The 20,202-nt window shown below is 42.8% G+C and carries 21 protein-coding genes; 15 read left to right on the forward strand and 6 right to left on the reverse strand.

Annotated features, from left to right (window positions below):
• Positions 1 to 2: 2 nt before the first annotated feature.
• From nuoE to FTU34_RS18040, 14 genes are all read left to right on the forward strand, one after another.
• The gene (gene nuoE, locus FTU34_RS00530) at positions 3 to 512 is read left to right on the forward strand and encodes an NADH-quinone oxidoreductase subunit NuoE (protein WP_078191103.1); all 510 of its coding nucleotides are present in this window, start codon (positions 3 to 5) and stop codon (positions 510 to 512) included.
• On the forward strand, positions 509 to 1,840 hold the full coding sequence (gene nuoF / locus FTU34_RS00535; RefSeq protein WP_111884890.1) for an NADH-quinone oxidoreductase subunit NuoF: 1,332 nt from the start codon (positions 509 to 511) through the stop codon (positions 1,838 to 1,840). Before nuoE ends, nuoF begins: the two co-directional genes overlap by 4 nt.
• Positions 1,841 to 1,851: 11 nt before the next feature.
• On the forward strand, positions 1,852 to 4,530 hold the full coding sequence (gene nuoG, locus FTU34_RS00540) for an NADH-quinone oxidoreductase subunit NuoG (protein WP_111884891.1): 2,679 nt from the start codon (positions 1,852 to 1,854) through the stop codon (positions 4,528 to 4,530).
• Between the two features lie 3 nt (positions 4,531 to 4,533).
• Positions 4,534 to 5,550: an NADH-quinone oxidoreductase subunit NuoH gene (gene nuoH / locus FTU34_RS00545; RefSeq protein WP_078191100.1), complete on the forward strand. Its 1,017-nt coding sequence runs from the start codon at positions 4,534 to 4,536 to the stop codon at positions 5,548 to 5,550.
• A gap of 18 nt (positions 5,551 to 5,568) precedes the next feature.
• Positions 5,569 to 6,111, forward strand: coding sequence for an NADH-quinone oxidoreductase subunit NuoI (gene nuoI / locus FTU34_RS00550; RefSeq protein WP_078191099.1), 543 nt, complete (start codon positions 5,569 to 5,571; stop codon positions 6,109 to 6,111).
• Complete coding sequence (gene nuoJ, locus FTU34_RS00555) at positions 6,111 to 6,629, forward strand: NADH-quinone oxidoreductase subunit J (RefSeq protein WP_171262661.1); 519 nt, start codon at positions 6,111 to 6,113, stop codon at positions 6,627 to 6,629. The genes nuoI and nuoJ overlap by 1 nt, the downstream gene beginning before the upstream one ends.
• Complete coding sequence (nuoK, locus tag FTU34_RS00560; RefSeq protein WP_067665227.1) at positions 6,629 to 6,937, forward strand: NADH-quinone oxidoreductase subunit NuoK; 309 nt, start codon at positions 6,629 to 6,631, stop codon at positions 6,935 to 6,937. Before nuoJ ends, nuoK begins: the two co-directional genes overlap by 1 nt.
• Positions 6,934 to 8,823 (forward strand): NADH-quinone oxidoreductase subunit L, encoded by a 1,890-nt coding sequence (gene nuoL, locus FTU34_RS00565; RefSeq protein WP_078191097.1) that lies wholly within the window; start codon positions 6,934 to 6,936, stop codon positions 8,821 to 8,823. Before nuoK ends, nuoL begins: the two co-directional genes overlap by 4 nt.
• Before the next feature lies 1 nt (position 8,824).
• The gene (gene nuoM, locus FTU34_RS00570) at positions 8,825 to 10,438 is read left to right on the forward strand and encodes an NADH-quinone oxidoreductase subunit M (RefSeq protein WP_078192291.1); all 1,614 of its coding nucleotides are present in this window, start codon (positions 8,825 to 8,827) and stop codon (positions 10,436 to 10,438) included.
• A 3-nt stretch (positions 10,439 to 10,441) separates the two neighbouring features.
• Positions 10,442 to 11,986 carry an NADH-quinone oxidoreductase subunit NuoN gene (gene nuoN / locus FTU34_RS00575; RefSeq protein WP_078192290.1) on the forward strand — a complete coding sequence of 515 codons (1,545 nt, stop codon included), beginning with the start codon at positions 10,442 to 10,444 and terminating at the stop codon, positions 11,984 to 11,986.
• A gap of 126 nt (positions 11,987 to 12,112) precedes the next feature.
• Positions 12,113 to 12,748 carry a uracil phosphoribosyltransferase gene (gene upp / locus FTU34_RS00580; RefSeq protein WP_078192289.1) on the forward strand — a complete coding sequence of 212 codons (636 nt, stop codon included), beginning with the start codon at positions 12,113 to 12,115 and terminating at the stop codon, positions 12,746 to 12,748.
• Between the two features lie 85 nt (positions 12,749 to 12,833).
• Complete coding sequence (locus FTU34_RS00585; RefSeq protein ID WP_078192288.1) at positions 12,834 to 13,127, forward strand: cold shock domain-containing protein; 294 nt, start codon at positions 12,834 to 12,836, stop codon at positions 13,125 to 13,127.
• A 108-nt stretch (positions 13,128 to 13,235) separates the two neighbouring features.
• On the forward strand, positions 13,236 to 13,334 hold the full coding sequence (locus FTU34_RS18035; protein ID WP_306669809.1) for a cold-shock protein: 99 nt from the start codon (positions 13,236 to 13,238) through the stop codon (positions 13,332 to 13,334).
• Positions 13,335 to 13,504: 170 nt separating this feature from the next.
• On the forward strand, positions 13,505 to 13,990 hold the full coding sequence (locus tag FTU34_RS18040) for an excalibur calcium-binding domain-containing protein (RefSeq protein ID WP_180034531.1): 486 nt from the start codon (positions 13,505 to 13,507) through the stop codon (positions 13,988 to 13,990).
• Positions 13,991 to 14,016: 26 nt separating this feature from the next.
• Here the strand turns inward: FTU34_RS18040 and gigC are convergent, their stop codons facing one another.
• The gene (gigC, locus tag FTU34_RS00600; RefSeq protein WP_180034530.1) at positions 14,017 to 14,901 is read right to left on the reverse strand and encodes a LysR family transcriptional regulator GigC; all 885 of its coding nucleotides are present in this window, start codon (positions 14,899 to 14,901) and stop codon (positions 14,017 to 14,019) included.
• Between the two features lie 85 nt (positions 14,902 to 14,986).
• Between gigC and FTU34_RS00605 the strand changes: the two genes are divergently transcribed.
• Entirely contained in the window at positions 14,987 to 15,748 is a 762-nt protein-coding gene (locus FTU34_RS00605; RefSeq protein ID WP_168378569.1) for a ferredoxin--NADP reductase, read from the forward strand.
• A gap of 430 nt (positions 15,749 to 16,178) precedes the next feature.
• Here the strand turns inward: FTU34_RS00605 and FTU34_RS00610 are convergent, their stop codons facing one another.
• The 5 genes from FTU34_RS00610 to FTU34_RS00630 all read right to left on the reverse strand — a co-directional run bounded on the left by FTU34_RS00610 (position 16,179) and on the right by FTU34_RS00630 (position 20,123).
• Positions 16,179 to 16,922: an amino acid ABC transporter ATP-binding protein gene (locus FTU34_RS00610; protein ID WP_373686456.1), complete on the reverse strand. Its 744-nt coding sequence runs from the start codon at positions 16,920 to 16,922 to the stop codon at positions 16,179 to 16,181.
• Complete coding sequence (locus FTU34_RS00615) at positions 16,919 to 17,602, reverse strand: ABC transporter permease subunit (protein ID WP_078191088.1); 684 nt, start codon at positions 17,600 to 17,602, stop codon at positions 16,919 to 16,921. Before FTU34_RS00615 ends, FTU34_RS00610 begins: the two co-directional genes overlap by 4 nt.
• A complete protein-coding gene (locus FTU34_RS00620; RefSeq protein ID WP_180034529.1) occupies positions 17,602 to 18,345 on the reverse strand; it encodes an amino acid ABC transporter permease in 744 nt (247 codons plus the stop codon). The genes FTU34_RS00615 and FTU34_RS00620 overlap by 1 nt, the downstream gene beginning before the upstream one ends.
• 70 nt (positions 18,346 to 18,415) lie before the next feature.
• A complete protein-coding gene (locus tag FTU34_RS00625; protein WP_078192283.1) occupies positions 18,416 to 19,363 on the reverse strand; it encodes a transporter substrate-binding domain-containing protein in 948 nt (315 codons plus the stop codon).
• 337 nt (positions 19,364 to 19,700) lie between these two features.
• Positions 19,701 to 20,123, reverse strand: coding sequence for a hypothetical protein (locus FTU34_RS00630; RefSeq protein ID WP_078191199.1), 423 nt, complete (start codon positions 20,121 to 20,123; stop codon positions 19,701 to 19,703).
• Positions 20,124 to 20,202 lie beyond the last annotated feature (79 nt).

Genomic DNA, 20,202 nt, shown 5'->3' on the forward strand with positions numbered 1-20,202 from the left:
TTATGATGATTTTGACTGACAAAAAACCACGTGTGAACGTTGAAGGGATTTTAACTGCGGAAGAAATCCACGATATCGAACATCACATTGGTCACTATCCGTACCCACGCGCAGCATGTCTTGATGCTTTGAAGTGTGTACAACGCCGTAATGGCTGGGTAGATGATGCACAGATGAATGCTATTGCGCAATTGCTTAGCATGAGCCTTGCAGACCTAGAAGGTGTTGCTACTTTCTATAACCGTATTTACCGTCAACCAGTTGGTCGCCACGTAATTTTATTATGTGACTCGATTGCTTGCTTCTTGATGGGTGCGGAAACACTTGCTGAAGCATTCCAGCGTGAATTAGGCATTTCATTTGGTCAAACGACTGCAGATGGTCGCTTTACTTTATTGCCAATTTGCTGCCTAGGTAACTGTGACAAAGGTCCGACGTTAATGATTGACGAAGACACTCACGGTCTAGTTGAAGTGACTTCAATTAAACAGTTATTGGAGAAGTATGTATGAATACTGAACCAAAACCAATTTATGGCGACGGTAACCCAGAAACTCACCCATTAACTTGGCGTTTGAGCAAACAGGAACACGTTCGCAGTGCAGATGATTACGAAGCACTTGAAGGTTACGCAGGCTTTAAGAAAGCTGTTGGCATGCAACCGAAAGAAGTGCTTGAAGTGATTAAAGCTGCGACTGTCAAAGGTCGTGGTGGTGCGGGCTTCCCTGCAGGGATTAAATGGTCGCTTATGGCGCCAAATGATAACTCAGGCCCTCGTTACCTCATCTGTAATGCCGATGAAATGGAACCAGGTACCTTTAAAGACCGTCTGTTGATGGAAAAACTTCCTCATCAGTTGATTGAAGGTATGTTGATTGCTGCTTATACATTAGAAGCAACACAGGGTTATATCTTCATCCGTGGTGAATACATCGAAGCGGCTCAATACTTAAATGAAGCATTGGACCAAATTCGTGCCAAAGGTTACTTGGGTGAAAACATCTTAGGTACAGGTTGGAACTTCGAGTTACACGTGCATACTGGTGCGGGTCGTTATATCTGTGGTGAAGAAACTGCATTGATTAACTCGCTTGAAGGTCGCCGTGCGAACCCTCGTACTAAACCGCCATTCCCACAAGTTGCAGGTGCTTGGGGTCGTCCTACGATTGTTAACAACGTAGAGACTTACAACAACTTACCCGCAATTATGCTTCGTGGTCCTGAATGGTATATCGGTTTATCTGAAGGTAAGTCGAAAGATCCAGGTACTAAAATTTATGGCGCTTCAGGCAAAGTAAAATTCCCAGGTCTTTGGGAGCTTCCATTTGGTACAACTGCGCGTGAAGTGATTGAAGATCATGCTGGTGGTATGCGTGATGGTTTAAAACTCAAAGCATGGTTACCGGGTGGTGCTTCTACAGACTTCCTTGCTGCTGAACACATTGACCTTCCTATGGATGCTGAAAGCATCATGAAAGCAGGTTCACGTTTAGGTACGTGTTTGCTCATGGTAGTCGATGAAACTCAGTGTATGGTTTCAGCAACCCGTAACTTAGAAGAATTCTTTGCGCGTGAATCTTGCGGTTGGTGTACACCATGCCGTGATGGCTTACCTTGGGCGGTTAAAGCGCTTAAAGCCTTGGAAGATGGCACAGGTAAGAAAGAAGATATCGATCACTTACAAGAACTGACTCGTAAGCTTTGGATTGGTAAAACTTTCTGTGCGCATGCTCCAGGTGCGATGGAACCGTTAATGGGCGCACTCAAACATTTCCGTGGCGAGTTTGAAGCTAAAGTCGTAAATGCGGCAGCTCAAACTAGCAACGTAGAACAAGCTTAAGGAATTCGACTATGGCTACAATTCATGTCGATGGAAAATCGTATGAAGTCAACGGCTCAGAGAACTTGCTACAAGCATGTCTTAGCCTTGGCATCGACATCCCATACTTTTGTTGGCATCCATCCTTAGGTTCTGTCGGTTCTTGCCGTCAATGTGCTGTGACTCAATACGCGAATCCTGAAGATACTCGCGGTCGTTTAGTTATGTCATGTATGACGCCTGCATCTGACAATACCTACATCTCGATTGAAGATGACGAAGCAAAAAATTTCCGTGCTTCTGTTGTTGAATTCTTGATGACCAACCACCCACACGACTGCCCAGTCTGTGAAGAGGGTGGTCACTGTCATTTACAAGATATGACTGTAATGACTCAGCATGACCGTCGTCGTTACCGCTTCACAAAACGTACGCATTACAACCAAGAGCTAGGCTCTTTCATTTCTCATGAAATGAACCGTTGTATCGCGTGCTACCGTTGTGTGCGTTACTACAAAGATTATGCAGGTGGTACGGACTTTGGTGTGTATGCAAACGCTTCGCGTGTTTACTTTGGTCGTCCAGAATCAGGTACTTTAGAATCTGAATTCTCTGGTAACTTGACTGAAGTTTGCCCAACAGGTGTATTCACAGATAAAACTCACTCTGAACGCTATAACCGTAAATGGGACATGCAGTATGCGCCAAGCGTATGCCAAGGCTGTTCTTCAGGTTGTAACATCTCTCCAGGTGAACGTTATGGCGAACTACGTCGTGTAGAAAACCGCTTTAACGGTGACGTGAACCAATACTTCCTTTGCGATAAAGGTCGTTTCGGTACAGGTTATGTGAACCGTGAAGATCGTCCACGTCAACCACAATTCCGTTCTGGTGCAAATGTGACTACAGTTTCTGTAGACCAAGCATTGGATACCGTAATTGAAAATATCCAAGGCAAAAAAGTATTGGGTATCGGTTCACCACGTGCGTCACTTGAATCAAACTTCGCGCTTCGCGAACTTGTAGGTCAAGACAACTTCTCAACAGGTATGTCTCAAAAAGAGCAAAAACTTGTTGAGCTTGCAGCTTCTATCATGCAAACCGAAGGTGTTTATAACCCAGGTATGCGTGAAATCGAAAGCTACGATGCTGTGTTGATTTTGGGTGAAGACTTAACTCAAACTGCACCACGTATGGCTCTATCTGTTCGCCAAGCTGCGAAAAATAAAGCTAAAGAAATGGCTGCAGAGCGCCGTACGCAAGAGTGGTTGGCTGAACCTGTACAACGTATTGCTCAAGATGCCAAATCTCCGATTTACATCCTTGCTGCCACTCAAACACGTTTAGCTGATGTTGCTACCGGTGAAGTTGTTGCATCACCTAACGACATTGCACGTTTAGGTTTTGCGGTCGCTGCTGCTGTCAAAGGTGAAGTGATCTTAGGTTTGGATGACGATGCAAAAGCATTTGCACAAACGATTGCTGACACTTTAAAAGCTGCGAAAAAACCATTAATCATCTCTGGTACAAGCTTGCAAGACGCATCAATCATGGAGGCTGCTGCACAAGTTGCACAGAACCTTGGTAATGCGGGCTTAACATTGACTGTTCCTGAAGTGAACTCAATGGGCTTAGCGATCTTTGGTGGTCAAAGCTTAGAACAAGCATTCGCACAAGATTACGATACCGTGATCGTGGTGGAAAATGACCTTTATCGTCGTTTACCAGCCGCGCAGGTGAATGCTGCACTTTCTGGTAAAGAAGTGATCGTACTTGATCATTCTGAAACTGAAACTGTGAAAAAAGCCAACATCGTACTTTCTGCTGCTTCATTTGCTGAAGGTGATGGTACTGTGGTCTCTCAAGAAGGCCGTGCACAACGTTTCTACCAAGTGTATGACCCAAGCTACTACAAACCAGAACTTGCGATCAAAGAATCTTGGCGCTGGTTACATGCCATTGAAACTGGCGTGAAAGGCAAAGCGATTTCTTGGACAGTTCTTGATGATGTGATCGAGTCAGTAGCGAAAAACGTTCCTGCACTTGAAGCAATTCAAGATGTCGCACCAGATGCTGGCTTCCGTGTACATGGTCTAAAAGTGGCACGTGAACCACGTCGTTACTCAGGTCGTACTGCGATGCGCGCACCACTTTCTATTCATGAACCAAAACAACCAGTCGATAAAGACTCTGCGTTGACGTTCTCTATGGAAGGTTATGTAGGTAACCAAACTCCAGCTTCACTTGTACCATTTGCTTGGTCTGCAGGTTGGAACTCACCACAAGCTTGGAACAAATTCCAAGACAACGTGGGTGGTCACTTAAAAGGTGGTGATGCAGGCGTTCGTTTATTCGATCGTTTAGCGAAACGTCCAGCACGTACTTTCGTTGCACCTGCACCTGTTGCGGTTAATGGTGAAAGCTTCCGTCTTGTACCTATGCATCACATCTTCGCTTCTGGTGAATTTACAGTGAAAACACCTGCGATGGAGTCGCGTATTCCTGAAGCAATGTTTGCTGTGGGTGAACAAGATGCAGCACGCTTAAATGTTCAAGATGGTCAACGTATCGCTGTGAAAGCAGGGGATGCTGAAATCGTCCTTCCAGTTCAAGTGATTGAATACTTACCTACAGGTTATATCGGTTATCCAGTGGGTCTAGCACCTACAGTATCGCTTGCAGAACCTGTTTCAGTCGCGGTAGGAGTGTAATTCATGGAACAAGAATTAATCCGTCAAACGCCGCTGTGGGCTGAAAACTGGCCAATCGCCTATTCAGTTCTTCAAGCGATTGTGATCTTACTGGTTGTAGTGTTGATCGCTGCGTTGATGTCTTTTATTGAACGTCGTTTACTCGGCTTGTGGCAAGACCGTTACGGTCCGAACCGTGTAGGTCCGGGCGGTATGTTCCAGATTGTTGCCGACATGCTGAAAATCATGTTCAAAGAAGACTGGACACCAAAATTTGCTGACAAATTGACTTTCCGTATGGCTCCAGCAGTTGCGATGGCAACTGCGGTGCTATCGTTCATGGTTATTCCTGTTTCACCTTATCTAGGTGTTTCAGACATGAGCATCGGTCTATTGTTCTTTATGGCAATGGCTGGTATTGCGGTATACGCAGTATTGTTCGGTGGTTGGTCATCAAATAACAAATACGCATTACTTGGTGGTTTACGTTCTGCTGCTCAAACCATTTCTTATGAAGTGTTCTTGGGTATTTCACTGATGGGTGTGGTTGCGATTGCAGGCTCATTCAACATGCGTGAAATTGTTGAAGCTCAACGTGATGTTTGGTTTGTTATTCCTCAGTTCTTAGGTTTCTTAATCTTCGTGGTTGCGGGTGTTGCGGTAACTCACCGTCATCCATTTGACCAACCAGAAGCAGAACAAGAATTGGCGGAAGGTTACCATGTCGAATACGGCGGTATGAAATGGGGTATGTTCTTCGTTGCGGAATACGTCAACGTCGTACTGATCTCTGCATTAATCGTGACTTTATTCTTCGGTGGTTGGTTAGCGCCTTTCAACCTAGATATTCCATTCATTCCAGCTGCGTTCTGGTTCATTATTAAAACAGCATTCTTTGTAATGATGTTTGTCTTGGCTCGTGGTTCTTTAATGCGTCCACGTTATGACCAAGTCATGAACTTTGGTTGGAAAATTTGCTTGCCATTGGCGTTGGTTAACCTTCTGGTAACTGGTGCTGTGATTCTGATGAATCAGGCCTAAGACAGCAGGGAGAATAAAATGTTTAAATTTCTAGCTGGATTTGGGTCAATTGTACGTTCGTTGTGGATGGTATTCTCACACGCGACACGTAAACGTGACACCATTTTATATCCAGAGGTTAAAGCGGAAGACATCGTACCACCACGTTTCCGTGGTCGTATCGTGTTAACGCGTGACCCTGATGGTGAAGAGCGCTGCGTTGCATGTAACCTTTGTGCGGTTGCATGTCCAGTCGGCTGTATTTCACTACAAAAAGCTGAAAAAGAAGATGGTCGTTGGTATCCGGAATTTTTCCGTATTAACTTCTCACGTTGTATTTTCTGCGGTATGTGTGAAGAAGCATGTCCTACGACTGCGATTCAAATGACACCTGACTTTGAGTTAGGTGAGTATGTTCGTCAGGACTTAGTATATGAGAAAGAAAACCTTCTTATCTCAGGTCCTGGTAAATACCCAGACTATAACTTCTACCGCGTAACAGGTATGGCTGTTGCTGGTAAAGATAAAGGTCAGGCTCAACGCGAAAGCACACCAGTTGATGTACGGAGTCTATTACCATGATGTGGCCATTTTATTTGATGGCGCTTGTGGCCATCGTCTCTACCGTTCGTGTTGTAACTAACACGAACCCAGTACACGCTTTATTAAGCTTGATTATCTCTTTACTTGCAGTTGCAGGTATCTTCATGATCGTGGGTGCGCCGTTTGCCGGTGCCCTCGAAATTATCGTTTACGCTGGCGCAATCATGGTGCTATTCGTATTCGTCGTGATGATGCTGAATCTTGGTCAAAATACAGTTGAACAAGAAAGCAAATGGCTGACTTCTTCAGCGTGGGCATATCCTGCGTTGATGAGCTTCCTGATGGGTCTAATCCTTGTTTGGATGTTGAAGTCAGACTACACAACTGCTGGCACTGTCATGGGTGCTCAAGTTGTCGGTCCGAAAGAAGTGGGTACTTCACTCTTTACTCAGTACTTATTGCTGGTTGAAGTTGCTGCGATGTTATTGCTTGGCGCACTTGTCGCTGCATTCCATCTTGGCAAACGTGAGCCAGGTGCAGAAGAGGACAAAGAATAATGGGCAACATCCCTTTAGAACATGGTTTGATCGTTGCAACCATTCTTTTTGCACTGGGTTTTTACGGTGTGATGGTTCGACGCAACCTACTATTTATTTTAATGAGCCTTGAAATCATGATGAACGCTGCTGCTTTAGCGTTCGTATTGGCAGGAAGCGCATGGGCACAGCCAGACGGTCAAGTGATGTTTATCTTGATCTTAACGCTTGCTGCAGCAGAGGCTTGTATCGGTCTTGCGATCGTCCTTCAGTTCTATCATCGCTTCCATCATCTGGATGTGGATGCTGCTAGTGAGATGCGCGGATGAGTTATTTATATTTAACAGTACTTTTCCCGCTAATTGGTTTTATCCTGTTGGCGGCAGGTCGTAAAAACCTTCCTGAATCAGTTGCTGCAATTATTGGTGCAGGTTCAGTTGGTCTTTCAGCTTTATTTGCATTAATTGCCGGTATCGACTTTGTTAATAATGGTTCAGTTGCAACAACTCAGCATCTTTGGACTTGGTTCAGTGCAGGTAACTTAGCACCGGGCTTCACGCTTCATTTAGATGGCTTATCATTATTGATGATGGGCATGATCACAGGTGTGGGTTTCTTAATTCACATCTTTGCAACATGGTACATGCGTGGCGAAGAAGACTTTGCACGTTTCTTCTCATATTTCAACCTATTCGTAGCAAGCATGCTGCTTTTAGTGTTGGGTGACAACTTAGCGTTGTTATTCTTGGGTTGGGAAGGTGTAGGTCTATGTTCATACCTATTGATTGGTTACTACTACCAAACACCTGCAAACGGTTTTGCTGCAATTAAAGCATTCACTGTGACACGTGTGGGTGACGTATTCTTACTGATCGCATTGTTCTTGATCTACCAACAATTCGGCACTTTAAACATTGCAGAAGTTGTAGCTGCTGCGCCAACAGTTTTGGCTCAGAGTTCTTCAATTGCGATTTGGACTGCATTGATGTTGTTCTTGGGGGCTGCAGGTAAATCTGCTCAGATCCCATTACAAACATGGTTGGCAGATGCGATGGCTGGTCCTACACCAGTATCTGCATTGATCCACGCAGCAACAATGGTAACAGCGGGTGTTTACCTATGTAGCCGTATGTTCAGCGTGTTTGAACAAGCGCCAGAAGTGATGATGTTCATTTCAATCACGGGTGCAGTGACATTGTTGGTAGCAGGCTTTGCTGCATTGGTACAAACAGACATCAAACGTATTCTTGCTTACTCAACTATGAGTCAGTTGGGTTATATGTTTATGGCTGTAGGTGCTGAAGCTTACCAAGCAGGTCTATTCCACATGCTGACTCACGCATTCTTCAAGGCATTATTATTCTTGTCTTCTGGTGCAGTGATTTTGGCTTACCATCACGAACAAAACATCTTCAAGATGGGTGGTCTATTCCATAAAAACAAATTCTTGTTTGCTTGTTTCGCGATTGGTGGCGGTGCATTGGCAGCGATTCCATTCATCACGATCGGCTTCTTCTCGAAAGATGCGATTCTTGGTGCGGTATGGGTGAAAGGTCAAGCGATTGCAGTTTATGACTGCTTGTACTGGACTGGTGTAGCAGGTGCGTTCTTAACTTCAATTTATACATTCCGTCTTATTTGGGTTGTATTCTTTGGTAAAGAAAACACGCCTTACCATGAAATCAAAGGTGTTACTTACTGGGGTCCATTGGCGATTCTTGCAGTGCTTTCAACTGGTTTAGCTTATGTATTAAAAGCACCAGTAACGAATATTTTAAATGCTGCACAAATCCCAGCGTTTAATATTCCAGAAGCACTAGAACACGGTATGCATAGCGCTGAATATACAGCAGTTGGTATTGCACTTGCAGGTCTTGCAGTCGGTGTGGTGTTATTTGCCTTTGCTTATGGTGCAGTGAAATCGTTCGCGAAAACTTCACTGGGCGCGGGTCTTGCAAATATCTGTCGTAATGCACTTGGTTTCGATGCTTTGTACAACATTGTTTTCGTTAAGCCTTATTTGCTACTGGCTAAAATCTTTGGTCGTGATCCAATTGACGGCTTATGGCTTGTATTGCCTGCACTTGTTAAAGGCGGTAATAGCTTTACAAGTTCACGTCAAACAGGTTCATTGCGTGAATACGCATCTAGTATGGCATTCGGTACGTTTGCATTACTATTGATCCTGGTCGTGATTCAGGTCGTGGGGAAATAAAATGGAAACTCCAAACAATTTAATTCTACCCGCTCTGATCCTTATTCCGTTCATTGCAGGTTTTGTATGCTGGCTTGTCGATAAACTCGACAAGCACTTACCACGCTATATTGCCTTAATTGGTATGCTATTAACGTTGGTGTTAACCGTCGTTTTATGGCAAAGCGGTACTTATAACTACGAGTTGGGTACACAAGCTCCACAGTGGGCTGCTCAATTTAACCTACCGTGGATTACCACTTTAGGGATTAACATTCACCTTGCGGTGGATGGTCTTTCACTGCTTATGGTAGGTTTAACTGCATTACTGGGTGTACTTGCGGTCGGCTGTTCATGGGGTGAGATTCAAAAGAACGTTGGTTTCTTCCACTTAAACCTACTTTGGTCTTTAGGTGGTGTGATCGGTGTATTCTTAGCGATTGACATGTTCCTATTCTTCTTCTTCTGGGAGATGATGCTGGTACCAATCTACTTCTTGATCGCACTTTGGGGTCATAAAGGGGCAGAAGGTAAGTCACGCGTTTACGCTGCAACTAAATTCTTTATCTATACTCAGGTTGCGGGTCTGATCATGTTGATCGGTATCTTGGGTCTAGTGGTTGTTGGCTTCCAACTTCACGGTCAAATCAGCTTTAACTATGACTTCTTGATGAGTGTTGCACACACTGTTGAGGCGAAAGCTCCAGCACTTGCCTATGCATTCATGATCTGTATGTTCATTGGTTTTGCGGTAAAACTTCCAGTTTTCCCATTACACGGCTGGTTACCAGATGCACATGCGCAAGCACCTACAGCGGGTTCTGTCGACCTTGCAGGTATCTTGATTAAAACTGCGGCTTATGGTCTTTTACGTTTCGTTATTCCATTCTTCCCGGTAGCATCTGCTCAGTTTGCTGACATCGCGATCATTCTTGGTCTAATCGGTATTTTCTACGGTGCATGGTGTGCATTCCAACAAACAGACATGAAACGTCTGCTTGCGTACACATCTATTTCGCACATGGGCTTCGTACTTCTTGCCTTGTATGCAGGTAACATCCTGACATTCCAAGGCTTGATGATTATGATGCTGGCTCACGGTCTATCTTCTGCTGCATTGTTCATTATGTGTGGTCAGGTTTACGAACGTCTGCATACACGTGACATGCGTTTGATGGGCGGTATTCGTGGTCAGTTCCAATACCTTTCATTCTTCTTAATGTTCTTTGTTGCGGCACTTGTAGGTATTCCGGGTCTAGGTAACTTCATCGGTGAATTCCTGATCTTGATGGGTTCTTATGACAAGTTCCCTGTGTATACAATCCTTGCTGCAGTAAGCTTAGTATTTGCCGGTCTTTACGGTTTAATCCTGATCCACAAAGCGTTGTTTGGTACACCAAACGAAGAACAAAAACAGCATTACGCAAATCCGTTGAAAGACTTAAATGCGCGTGAAGTTGTGATTCTTTTAATCTGTGCTCTTGGTCTAGTATGGCTTGGTCTATTCCCACAAAGCTTCCTTGATATTTCAAATTCAAGCATGGCGTGGATTGCAAATAGCTATATCCCAGTTCAAGAAGTCGTTGATGTTGTGCAGCAGATTGCTGTACAACCTGAAAATGTGGAGATGCAATAAGCCATGGACTTCACAATGTCATTTTCTGAGCTTATGCCATTAGCTCCTGTGATGATCGTGGCTTTAACTGCGATCGTCGTGATGTTGCTAATTGCAATCAAGCGTAACCACAATTTAGTTGCAACGACTTCCGTTATCGGTCTGAACCTTGCAGCCTTTTATATTATTTTTGTTTTCGTTGCAGGGCAGTATGCACCTGCAAACGTAATGAATTTGTTCATCGTAGATCCATTTACGATGTTGTACCAATTCGTGATTTTGATTGCAGCACTTGCTTGCTGCACATTGTCACATGCGTATATCGAAACCTATAAAGATAACCGTGAAGAACTTTATATCTTGATGCTGTGCTCTGTAACAGGTGCATTGTTAATGGTTGCAAGTTCTCACTATGCGTCATTCTTTATCAGTCTTGAGTTAATGTCGATTCCTGTATACGGCCTATTGGCTTATACACACCAACGTTCACAGTCGCTTGAAGCGGGTGTGAAATACTTGGTGCTTTCAGCAACCGCTTCTGCGATGTTGTTGATGGGTATGGCTTATGTATATGCGTATACAGGTACAATGGCATTCGTTGCTGAACCAGGCAAAATGTTCACAACATTCAGCCAACCGGGTGTAGTCCTTGGTCTTGCACTAATTGTCTTTGCTGTTGCATTTAAATTGTCTCTTGCGCCATTCCACAAATGGACACCAGACGTGTATGCAGGTGCGCCAGCGCCAATCGCGACATTCTTAGCGACTGTGGCTAAAGTGGCAATGATCGGTCTATTCGTTCGTTACTTCTTGGCTTCTGGCTTAATCCTTTCTGACAGCTTCATCACGATCGTGACCATCATTGCAGTATTGTCTATCCTTGCGGGTAACTTACTAGCAGTACGTCAAGTGAACTTGAAACGTATCCTTGCATACTCTTCAATCGCTCACTTTGGTTACTTACTTGTTGCGATTGTGAGTGCACGTAATACTGACTTTGTTCAAGTACAAGGCTTTGCAACATTTAGCAGCGTCAACGTTTATGTGATTACTTATGTATTAACAACGATTGGTGCGTTCGGTGTTGTGACACTAATGTCTAGCCCTTACAACAACAAAGACGAAGCAGGTAGCCTTGCTGAGTACCGTGGTTTGTTCTGGCGTCGTCCAGTGTTGACTGCAACACTGACTGTCATGATGTTATCTCTTGCAGGTATCCCATTAACAGCGGGCTTTATTGGTAAGTTCCTTGTGATCAAAACAGCAGTTGCTGGTGGTTCATGGTTCTTAGCTGCGATGGTGATCCTTGGTTCAGGTATCGGTTTGTACTACTACCTACGTGTGATGGTTGTGATGTACATGACTCCACCAGAAAACCCACGTATCGACGCTGTCGATCATTGGGGTCAAAAAGTGGGTGGTATTATGGTGCTTGGCGCAGCTGCACTTGTGTTGTTGATCGGTGTATATCCAGATCCAATCATTGCAGTTTCTCAAGTGGCATACTTTGCGATCTCACCTGAATTACAACAGTTCATTTTTAGCTTAATTCAAAGTGGTTTTAACTAATGAATTAAGCAATTAATTTGCTTATTACAAAAAAGCCTCCTGTAAAGGGGGCTTTTTTATTTTTATCATTTGTTAAATAGCTTTATAATGGTTGAAATTTTATCTTAACCTTTTAGGTGTTCTCCCGTGGCTATCCATGAAATCCGTCATCCGCTTATTCGACATAAACTCGGCTTACTTCGTCGTGCAGATATTAGTACTAAAAACTTCCGTGAGCTTGCTCAAGAAGTGACTATGCTTCTGACTTATGAAGCAACGAAAGATTTACCAATGGTCGATCATGAAATTGATGGTTGGAATGGTAAAGTAACTGTAGATCGTATTGCCGGTAAAAAAATAACAGTTGTACCGATTTTACGTGCAGGTATTGGTATGTTGGATGGTTTCTTAAACCTGATTCCAAGTGCGAAAGTATCTGTATTGGGTTTAGAGCGTGATGAAGAAACTTTAGAAGCGCGTACTTACTACAAAAAATTAGTACCAGACGTACAAAACCGTTTAGCGATGATTATTGACCCAATGCTTGCAACAGGTTCATCGCTCGTTGCTGCTATTGACGTTCTAAAAGCCAGTGGTTGTAAAGATATTCGTGTCATGGTGCTTGTTGCCGCTCCAGAAGGCATTAAACGTGTAAATGAAGCTCACCCAGATGTGATCATTTACACAGCATCTGTAGACCAAGGTTTAAATGAAAACGGTTATATCGTTCCTGGTCTTGGCGATGCAGGCGATAAAATTTTCGGTTCAGTTCAAAAAGACTAATTTTTGCATCATGAACAGAAAAGGGGCTTTTATAGCCTCTTTTTTATATACTAAAGACATTGGAATAAATGGAATAGGGTACTTTATGAAGTCTGAACAATATAAAGGTAAAGTGAAGCAGTACAATCCTGAAAAGGGCTTTGGCTTTCTTTCATGTGAAGAAGGTGATGTATTTTTCCATATCTCTGACTTTCCCGCAGATGGTGTCGAGCCAAAACGTAATGATCGTGTGAAATTTAATGTGGTGAAAAATGGTGATCGTTATAAAGCCATAAACATTGAGCGTGAAGAAGACAAATCTGCAAAAGCTAAAAAATCTAAAGTAGTGGCAAATAACCAGTCAATTACTTCAGCTTTGCTTTCGAATTTGCGTAAATAATGTGATTGTAAGATTTCATGGAAATCTTTGAAATTGAAAAAGAGGTCTATAGGGCCTCTTTTTTTATTATCATAAGAGTATTAAAAGAAAAGATGAGAGACAATTTTTATGTTTAAAGAGGGGAAAATCAAAAGCTATAACGTTGAGCGCGGCTTTGGATTTATACAACAAGATCAAGCACAGGATTTATTTTTTTCATATTCGTGATTTTCCTAGCCGACACATCGAACCACGTGTTGGAGAAAATCTCAAATACAGGATTGAAGCAGATCAAGGTAAATTTAAAGCGGTAAATATCATCCGTTTAGATTTGAAAAAAGAGCAGTCCACTCATGAACAGATAAATCCGTCATTTGAATCAAGGTCGGATCGAGTGAATGACCAAGCTACTCCTCACGATACAGCCAAAGGCACAGTTTGGGGGTAGTAAAATCTTCAGCATGATTGGACTCATTGTAATTCTAGTATTAGCTGTGGCTGTTTATGGGAAATATCAGCAGTACCAAGAACAGAAGCAGCTACATTTACAACAGCTCATGCAAGAAAATGAAAACATTGTAAAAGAACAACGTAAAGCTCAGGGGGATTTACCCGATCGGGTGCTGACTGAGCAAGGTGAAAAAAATCTATACGGCACAGCTTCAACGCAAGCTCAGTCTGTTGTTCAATACACTGCGCAGACACCTGCTTCAAGTGATACGCCAAGGGCAGCAGAGAAAGTACAGTTTAGTTGTGATGGACAACAGCATTGTAGTCAGATGAAATCTTATGAAGAAGCGGTGTATTTTCTTCAACATTGTCCAGGCACAAAAATGGACGGAAACAACGACGGAATACCTTGCGAACGACAATTTAATAAATAAAAAAAAGCGCCATTAGGCGCTCTTTTTTAGACAGATTTTTCACAAAATTGCATAAAGGCTTTGAGACCCGGTCCTTGGTATTTCTGACGATGTACCAACATGAATAATGGACGGGCAAGTTGCCAAAACGGCGTATCTAAAACCACCAATTGACCTTTTTCACGTAAAGGCTCAATTGCCAGTTTAGAAATACATGACATACCAAGACCACCTGCCACGATTTTTAGAATGGCTTCGTTATGACCCAAGGTTAAACGAATATTGGCATCTGGCAGGTCTTTTAAAATTGCGTTATCAAATACTTCACGTGTGCCTGACCCTTCTTCTCGTAAGATCCATTCCACGTTATCAAAGTCAGCCGCAGTCAGTGAACGATCTAGCTTCGCTAAAGGGTGCTCTGGTGAACAGCACACCGCAAGTTCATCGTCACGCCAGTGAATACATTGTAGCTGTGGCAGGTGGCATGAACCTTCAATTAAGGCCAAATCCAACTGAAATTGGTTTACCGCTTCAATCATTTGGCGGGTATTGCCGACTTGAAGTTGTAAATGTGCTTGAGGTTGAATTTGTAAGAAATCTGCCATGAGGTCTGGCATCAAGTAGTCACTGATGGTCAGGGTCGCGCCCAAACGTAGATCAATACTTTGTAGTTCGCCTTTGGCTGCTTGTTCAAAAGCTTCACAGCGCCCTAAAATTTCCAAAGCTTGTGGCAATAAAAAACGACCCAAGTCATTCAATTGCAAGCGTTTACCAAGTCGGTCAAACAGTGGAGCACCGAGACCATCTTCGAGGTCTGCCAATGCCATACTTGCTGCACTTTGAGTAAGTTTGACAGCATCACTGGCTTTGGTAACGGTACCTTCTTGAGCGACTGCTACAAAAACAGCCAACTGGCGTAAAGTCATGCGCATGAATCAGGCCTTAACATTTAAAAAATATTAATAAATTATGCTGTCATGCTAACATGAGCACAGTCTGTCACGCCACGTTCAAATCATGTCAATTGAAAAATTTAGCTTAGAAAAGGTTTTATCTGTACACCGTTGGACCAATACTTTGTTCAGTTTTACCATGACACGCCCTGCGCATTTTAAATTCACCGCTGGTCAGTTCGCACGAATAGGCTTGAAAGTGGGCGATGAATTGGTGGTTCGTGCCTATTCTGTGGTGTCGTCACCCTTTGATGAAACTTTAGAGTTTTTTTCTATCGTTGTTCCAGATGGTGCATTTACTTCAAATTTGCAGCATCTACAAGTGGGCGATGAGCTGTATTTAGAAAAAGTCCCTTATGGCTTCCTTACCTTGGCACGTTATCAGTTGCCATTGCCGAAGGACTTATGGCTGTTGGGGACAGGAACGGGTCTGGCACCATTTTTATCAATGCTACAAGACTTTGAAACGTGGACTAAATACGAAAAAATTAATCTAGTTTACAGTGTACGCACCGTATCAGAACTGGCTTATGTCGAGCGTATTCAAGAAATCGCGGAAACCTTTGGCGAAGGGCATACGGGGTTTAAATTTATACCTATTGTGACACGTGATCCAAATGCGCCGCTGCATGACCGTTTACCAGTTTTAATTGAAAATGGCGAGTTAGAACAGGCGGCAGGCTTAGCGTTTAATGTGGAAACGACGCATGTCATGCTGTGTGGTAATCCACAAATGGTTGATGACACCAAGGCGGCATTAAAGGCGCGTGGTTTGACCATGAACCGTCGTGGTGAAGGAAATATTGCTGTAGAAAATTATTGGTAATGTGCCATGAAAAAAAAGCTCATCGATGGATGAGCTTTTTTATTTTCGGAAATTAAATAACTGATGTTATGCATGCAAAAGTAATTTTGCATTTTTAAAATGATTTTTAAGCCAATTCGACGGAGTCTTACATCAAGGGAATGAATAAAGGGATTAGCCTTCGGCTGGAGGTACTCTTACGAAGCACGCTTCTCATTAGGCAAAATGAGAAGCGTGCTTCGCAAGGAAACCATCTTGCGGTGCAATCACCTCACCGACAAAACTCGTTCACTAGCGTCTAATTATCTAAAGTATCGCAAAAACATTTTTGATTAGAAGAATTCCTATCTCAAACACTTGCGGATGACGTTACTGCGTATCGTACTTTTATTTGAATCAAATTACGCTTCTGATGTTACTGCGTAACATCAGTTAAATAAACGTTTTGAACTTAATGCAGAATTTTATTTAAGAACTGCTGCGCTCGTTCACCACGAGGGGCATTAAAGAATTCATCTTTACTGCAGTCTTCCACAATTTTTCCTTGATCCATAAAGATCACACGGTCCGCAACCTGACGCGCAAAGCCCATCTCATGGGTTACACACATCATGGTCATGCCTTCTTTGGCAAGACCCACCATCACATCAAGCACTTCATTAATCATCTCTGGATCAAGTGCTGAAGTCGGTTCATCAAACAGCATGGCAATCGGGTCCATGCTAAGCGCACGTGCAATCGCAACACGTTGTTGCTGTCCACCTGATAACTGTGCAGGGAATTTAGCGGCATGTGCACTCAAACCCACACGATCTAAATAAGCCAAGCCTTTTTTCTTGGCTTCGGCTTCTGATCGGCCCAAGACTTTGACCTGCGCAATGGTCAGGTTTTCGGTAATGGATAAATGTGGAAAAAGTTCAAAGTGCTGGAAAACCATACCGACACGACTACGCAATTTATTTAAATCGGTTTTTGGGTCATTAATGGAAATACCGTCGACTAAAATCGTACCGGCTTGAAAAGGCTCAAGTCCATTGACGGTTTTAATGAGCGTTGATTTGCCTGAACCTGAAGGTCCACACACCACAACCACTTCACCTTGTTTAATTTGAGTCGTGCAATCGGTAAGCACTTGAAAATCTTTATACCATTTACTGACATTTTGGAGGTCAATCATCGTTTTTTGATCGGTCATACACTTAACCTCCGTTGTAATTTTTTAACTGCATAGGTAGCGATCATACTAATAGTGAAATACACCAAACCGGCAAACAGAATGTATTGAGTTAACAATGACATGAGGTCGCCACGAACATAGTTGGTGCGGAAAAAGTCTAACAGTCCGATGGCATAAACCATGGTTGAATCTTGGAACAGAATGATGGTTTGCTGTAAAAGCAGTGGCGTCATTTTGCGAAAAGATTGCGGCAAAATAATTAAGCGCATCGCTTGGCTATAGCTCATACCGAGAGCATAAGCTGCAGAAGTTTGACCTTTAGGAATTGATTGGATCCCGGCACGGACAATCTCTGAAAAGTAAGCCGCTTCAAATAGCATGAAGGCCACGATACTCGACACAAGGGCAGTATCAATCGTTAGATAGTTACCCGTGATCCCTGTGTAGATAAAGGGTACTGCAAAGTAGAACCACATCAGCACCAAGAGCAAAGGAATAGAACGAAAGAGGTTCACATAGCCTTTAGCAAAAATATTAAAAGCCTTAATCGAGGACAGGCGCATCAACGCCAGTAAGGTCCCAATAAAGACACCACCAATGGTTGCCGTGATTACCACTTTGAGTGTGATGCTGAAACCATGCCATAGCGCAGGGCCAGACGCTTGTAGGTCTTGAATAAAAGAACTGAGCCATTCCATTATTTATCTCCTGCAATTAAGCCAGGAACGCGTAGGCGTTTTTCCAGAAAATTCATGAAACCAATTAAACAGATATTGATCACGATGAAAATAATGGTGACGTAGGTATAAATTTCGATGGTGTTTTGCGTGTATTCACTGATGGTTTTCATCTGTGAAATGATTTCTGCAACACCGACCAAAGACGCAACTGAGGTGTTTTTGACACAGTTGGTCAACTCAGAGCTCAGTGGTGGCAAAATCGTGCGGAATGACTGCGGTAAGATCACATAGCGGTATAGTTGAGCCGTGCTAAATCCCATGGCATAACCTGCATTGGTTTGCCCCAAAGGAAGCGCTTCAATACCTGTCCTGACTTGCTCACAGACCCGTGCAGCTGCAAAAAGACCCAAGCCGACACTTGCAGAAATTAAGGCGGTCGTATTTGCCCCAAGGTCATTCATCCACCAGCTTTTAATCGCAGCAGGGAGGAAGTTGGGTACAACATAGAACCATATAAACAGTTGAATCAATAAAGGTACATTTCGGAAAATAGTCACGTAGGCCGTACCAATACCTCGTGCTACAGGACTCGGTAGGGTACGCATAATACCCAAGATGCTGCCAAGCACCATCGCAATGCTCCATGCCACCAAAGCGATGACAAACAGCCAGCCGATCCCAATTAAAATCCAATTCAGGTAGGTCGAATCACCTACACCTGTAGATTGGAACAGCACACCCCAATTCCAGCTATAATTCATAGGAACTCCCTATAATGAGCTTAAGCCAAAATCCGTTTGGCTTAAGCATCTTTAGAATGTTTAGGGAAAGTTATTCGTCACGGTCATGTGGATTACTAATCAATGCTTTTAATTGATCAGACATCGGGAAATTCAAATTGATATTTTTTGGTGGAATTGGCGTTTGGAACCATTTTTTATACATGTCATTGATTTCACCAGAGCTATAGGTCGCTTTGATTGCATCATCAACCACTTGTTTAAAGCCAGTATCGCCTTTACGCAGCATACAACCATAGATTTCATGAATCGGCGCTGTACCCACGATTTCCCATTTATTTGGATCTTTGGCTTTCGATTTTTCACCCGCCAGCAAAATATCATCCATCATAAATGCCGCTGCACGACCATTTTGTAGCATGAGGAAAGACTCAGCATGGTCTTTGGCAGAAATGACTTCACCAATACCTAATTCTTTTTCATGTTGACGAATATAACGCTCAGATGTCGTTCCTGCCGTGGTGACTAACTTTTTGCCTTTTAGGTCAGCAAAATCTTTAATCCCAGAGTCTTTTGCTGTAAGTAAGCGTGAACCGACCTCAAAGAAACCTGTTGAGAAATCTACTTGTTGTTGGCGTTCTTTATTGTTTGTGGTTGAACCACACTCTAAGTCGACTGTGCCATTAGAAACCAATGGAATACGGTTTTGGCTGGTCACTAAGTTATAACGGACTTTTAAATCGGGAAGATTTAATTGCTTTTTAACCGCCTCAACGACTTTTAATTGGAGATCGTGTGCATAACCTACAGGTTGGTTTGGATTATCTGCGATATATGAAAATGGAATCGATGAATCGCGATAGCCTAATACAATCGTGCCGGATTTTTTGATCTTATCTAAAGTCCCTGAGTCAGAAACAGCAGCTTCACTTCCTGCAGCTTTATCCGTTGTAGGTGCTTTATTGTCACTACATGCGCTAAGCCCTAAAGTGAGCGCACTTGCACAGAACAAAGTTGCTAAATGTTTTTTTGACGTCATCGTTAAAACTCCTTTTACCCTGATTTAATATCCACTTTTTATGATCTTGTTTCTCGTTTGATTTTATTGCTTTGTTTTTAAGAATGTTTCAACAATAAAAAAGAGATCATTTTCTACATCTTAGGTGATAAATCGAGCAAGGCTCAAGCAAAATTTATTGCCGAATTGTTACTAAGAAATGGGATAAGTTATGAACATTTTTTATAAGAAGGTTTGCTATAAGTCATTAAATATAAAATAATTTAATTTTATTGTGAAATAAATAATTAAAATAAAAGGGCATAAAAAAACCTCCAAATGGAGGTTTTCGAGATTAAACTTTAGTTTAATCTCCGTATTAATGCACAAACATATCCATAAATTCACGAATTTCTTGAATCGCTGTGTCTACGTCGGAAGTCAACCAAGTCGGTTCAAAAAAGCCAGCATAATGCTCCAGTCGATCTTGGGGAACAACTAAGCGAATCGGACATTCTTCTTCGAGCAAGCGCCAAGGAATAATAGGCACTTCATTATCTAAAAAAGCCGCAATATTTCGAATATCTATCACCATCGCATTGATGCATTCAGGGAAAGGCATCACTGAAAACTCTTCAGTACGTCGGCGAAAATATTCCAAATCACCCCATTTCAACACATAACTTGGCTTACTAAATTCAATAATGCCAATAAGATGTTGATCGCGAGTGTAATGAAGGGAACATTGATGAGTGACGTCAGTGTCAAGATCAAGCGTTACACCTTGTTGATGGTACGCCATAGATTTGATAACAGGTGAAAAATAAGGTGCATGATTATAGCTCATTTCATTCATCAAAAGCAGATAATTCCACCGGGCT

Origin of the sequence: Acinetobacter sp. YH12094 (assembly GCF_013419295.1) — a bacterium.
In the GTDB taxonomy this organism is placed as follows: domain Bacteria; phylum Pseudomonadota; class Gammaproteobacteria; order Pseudomonadales; family Moraxellaceae; genus Acinetobacter; species Acinetobacter amyesii.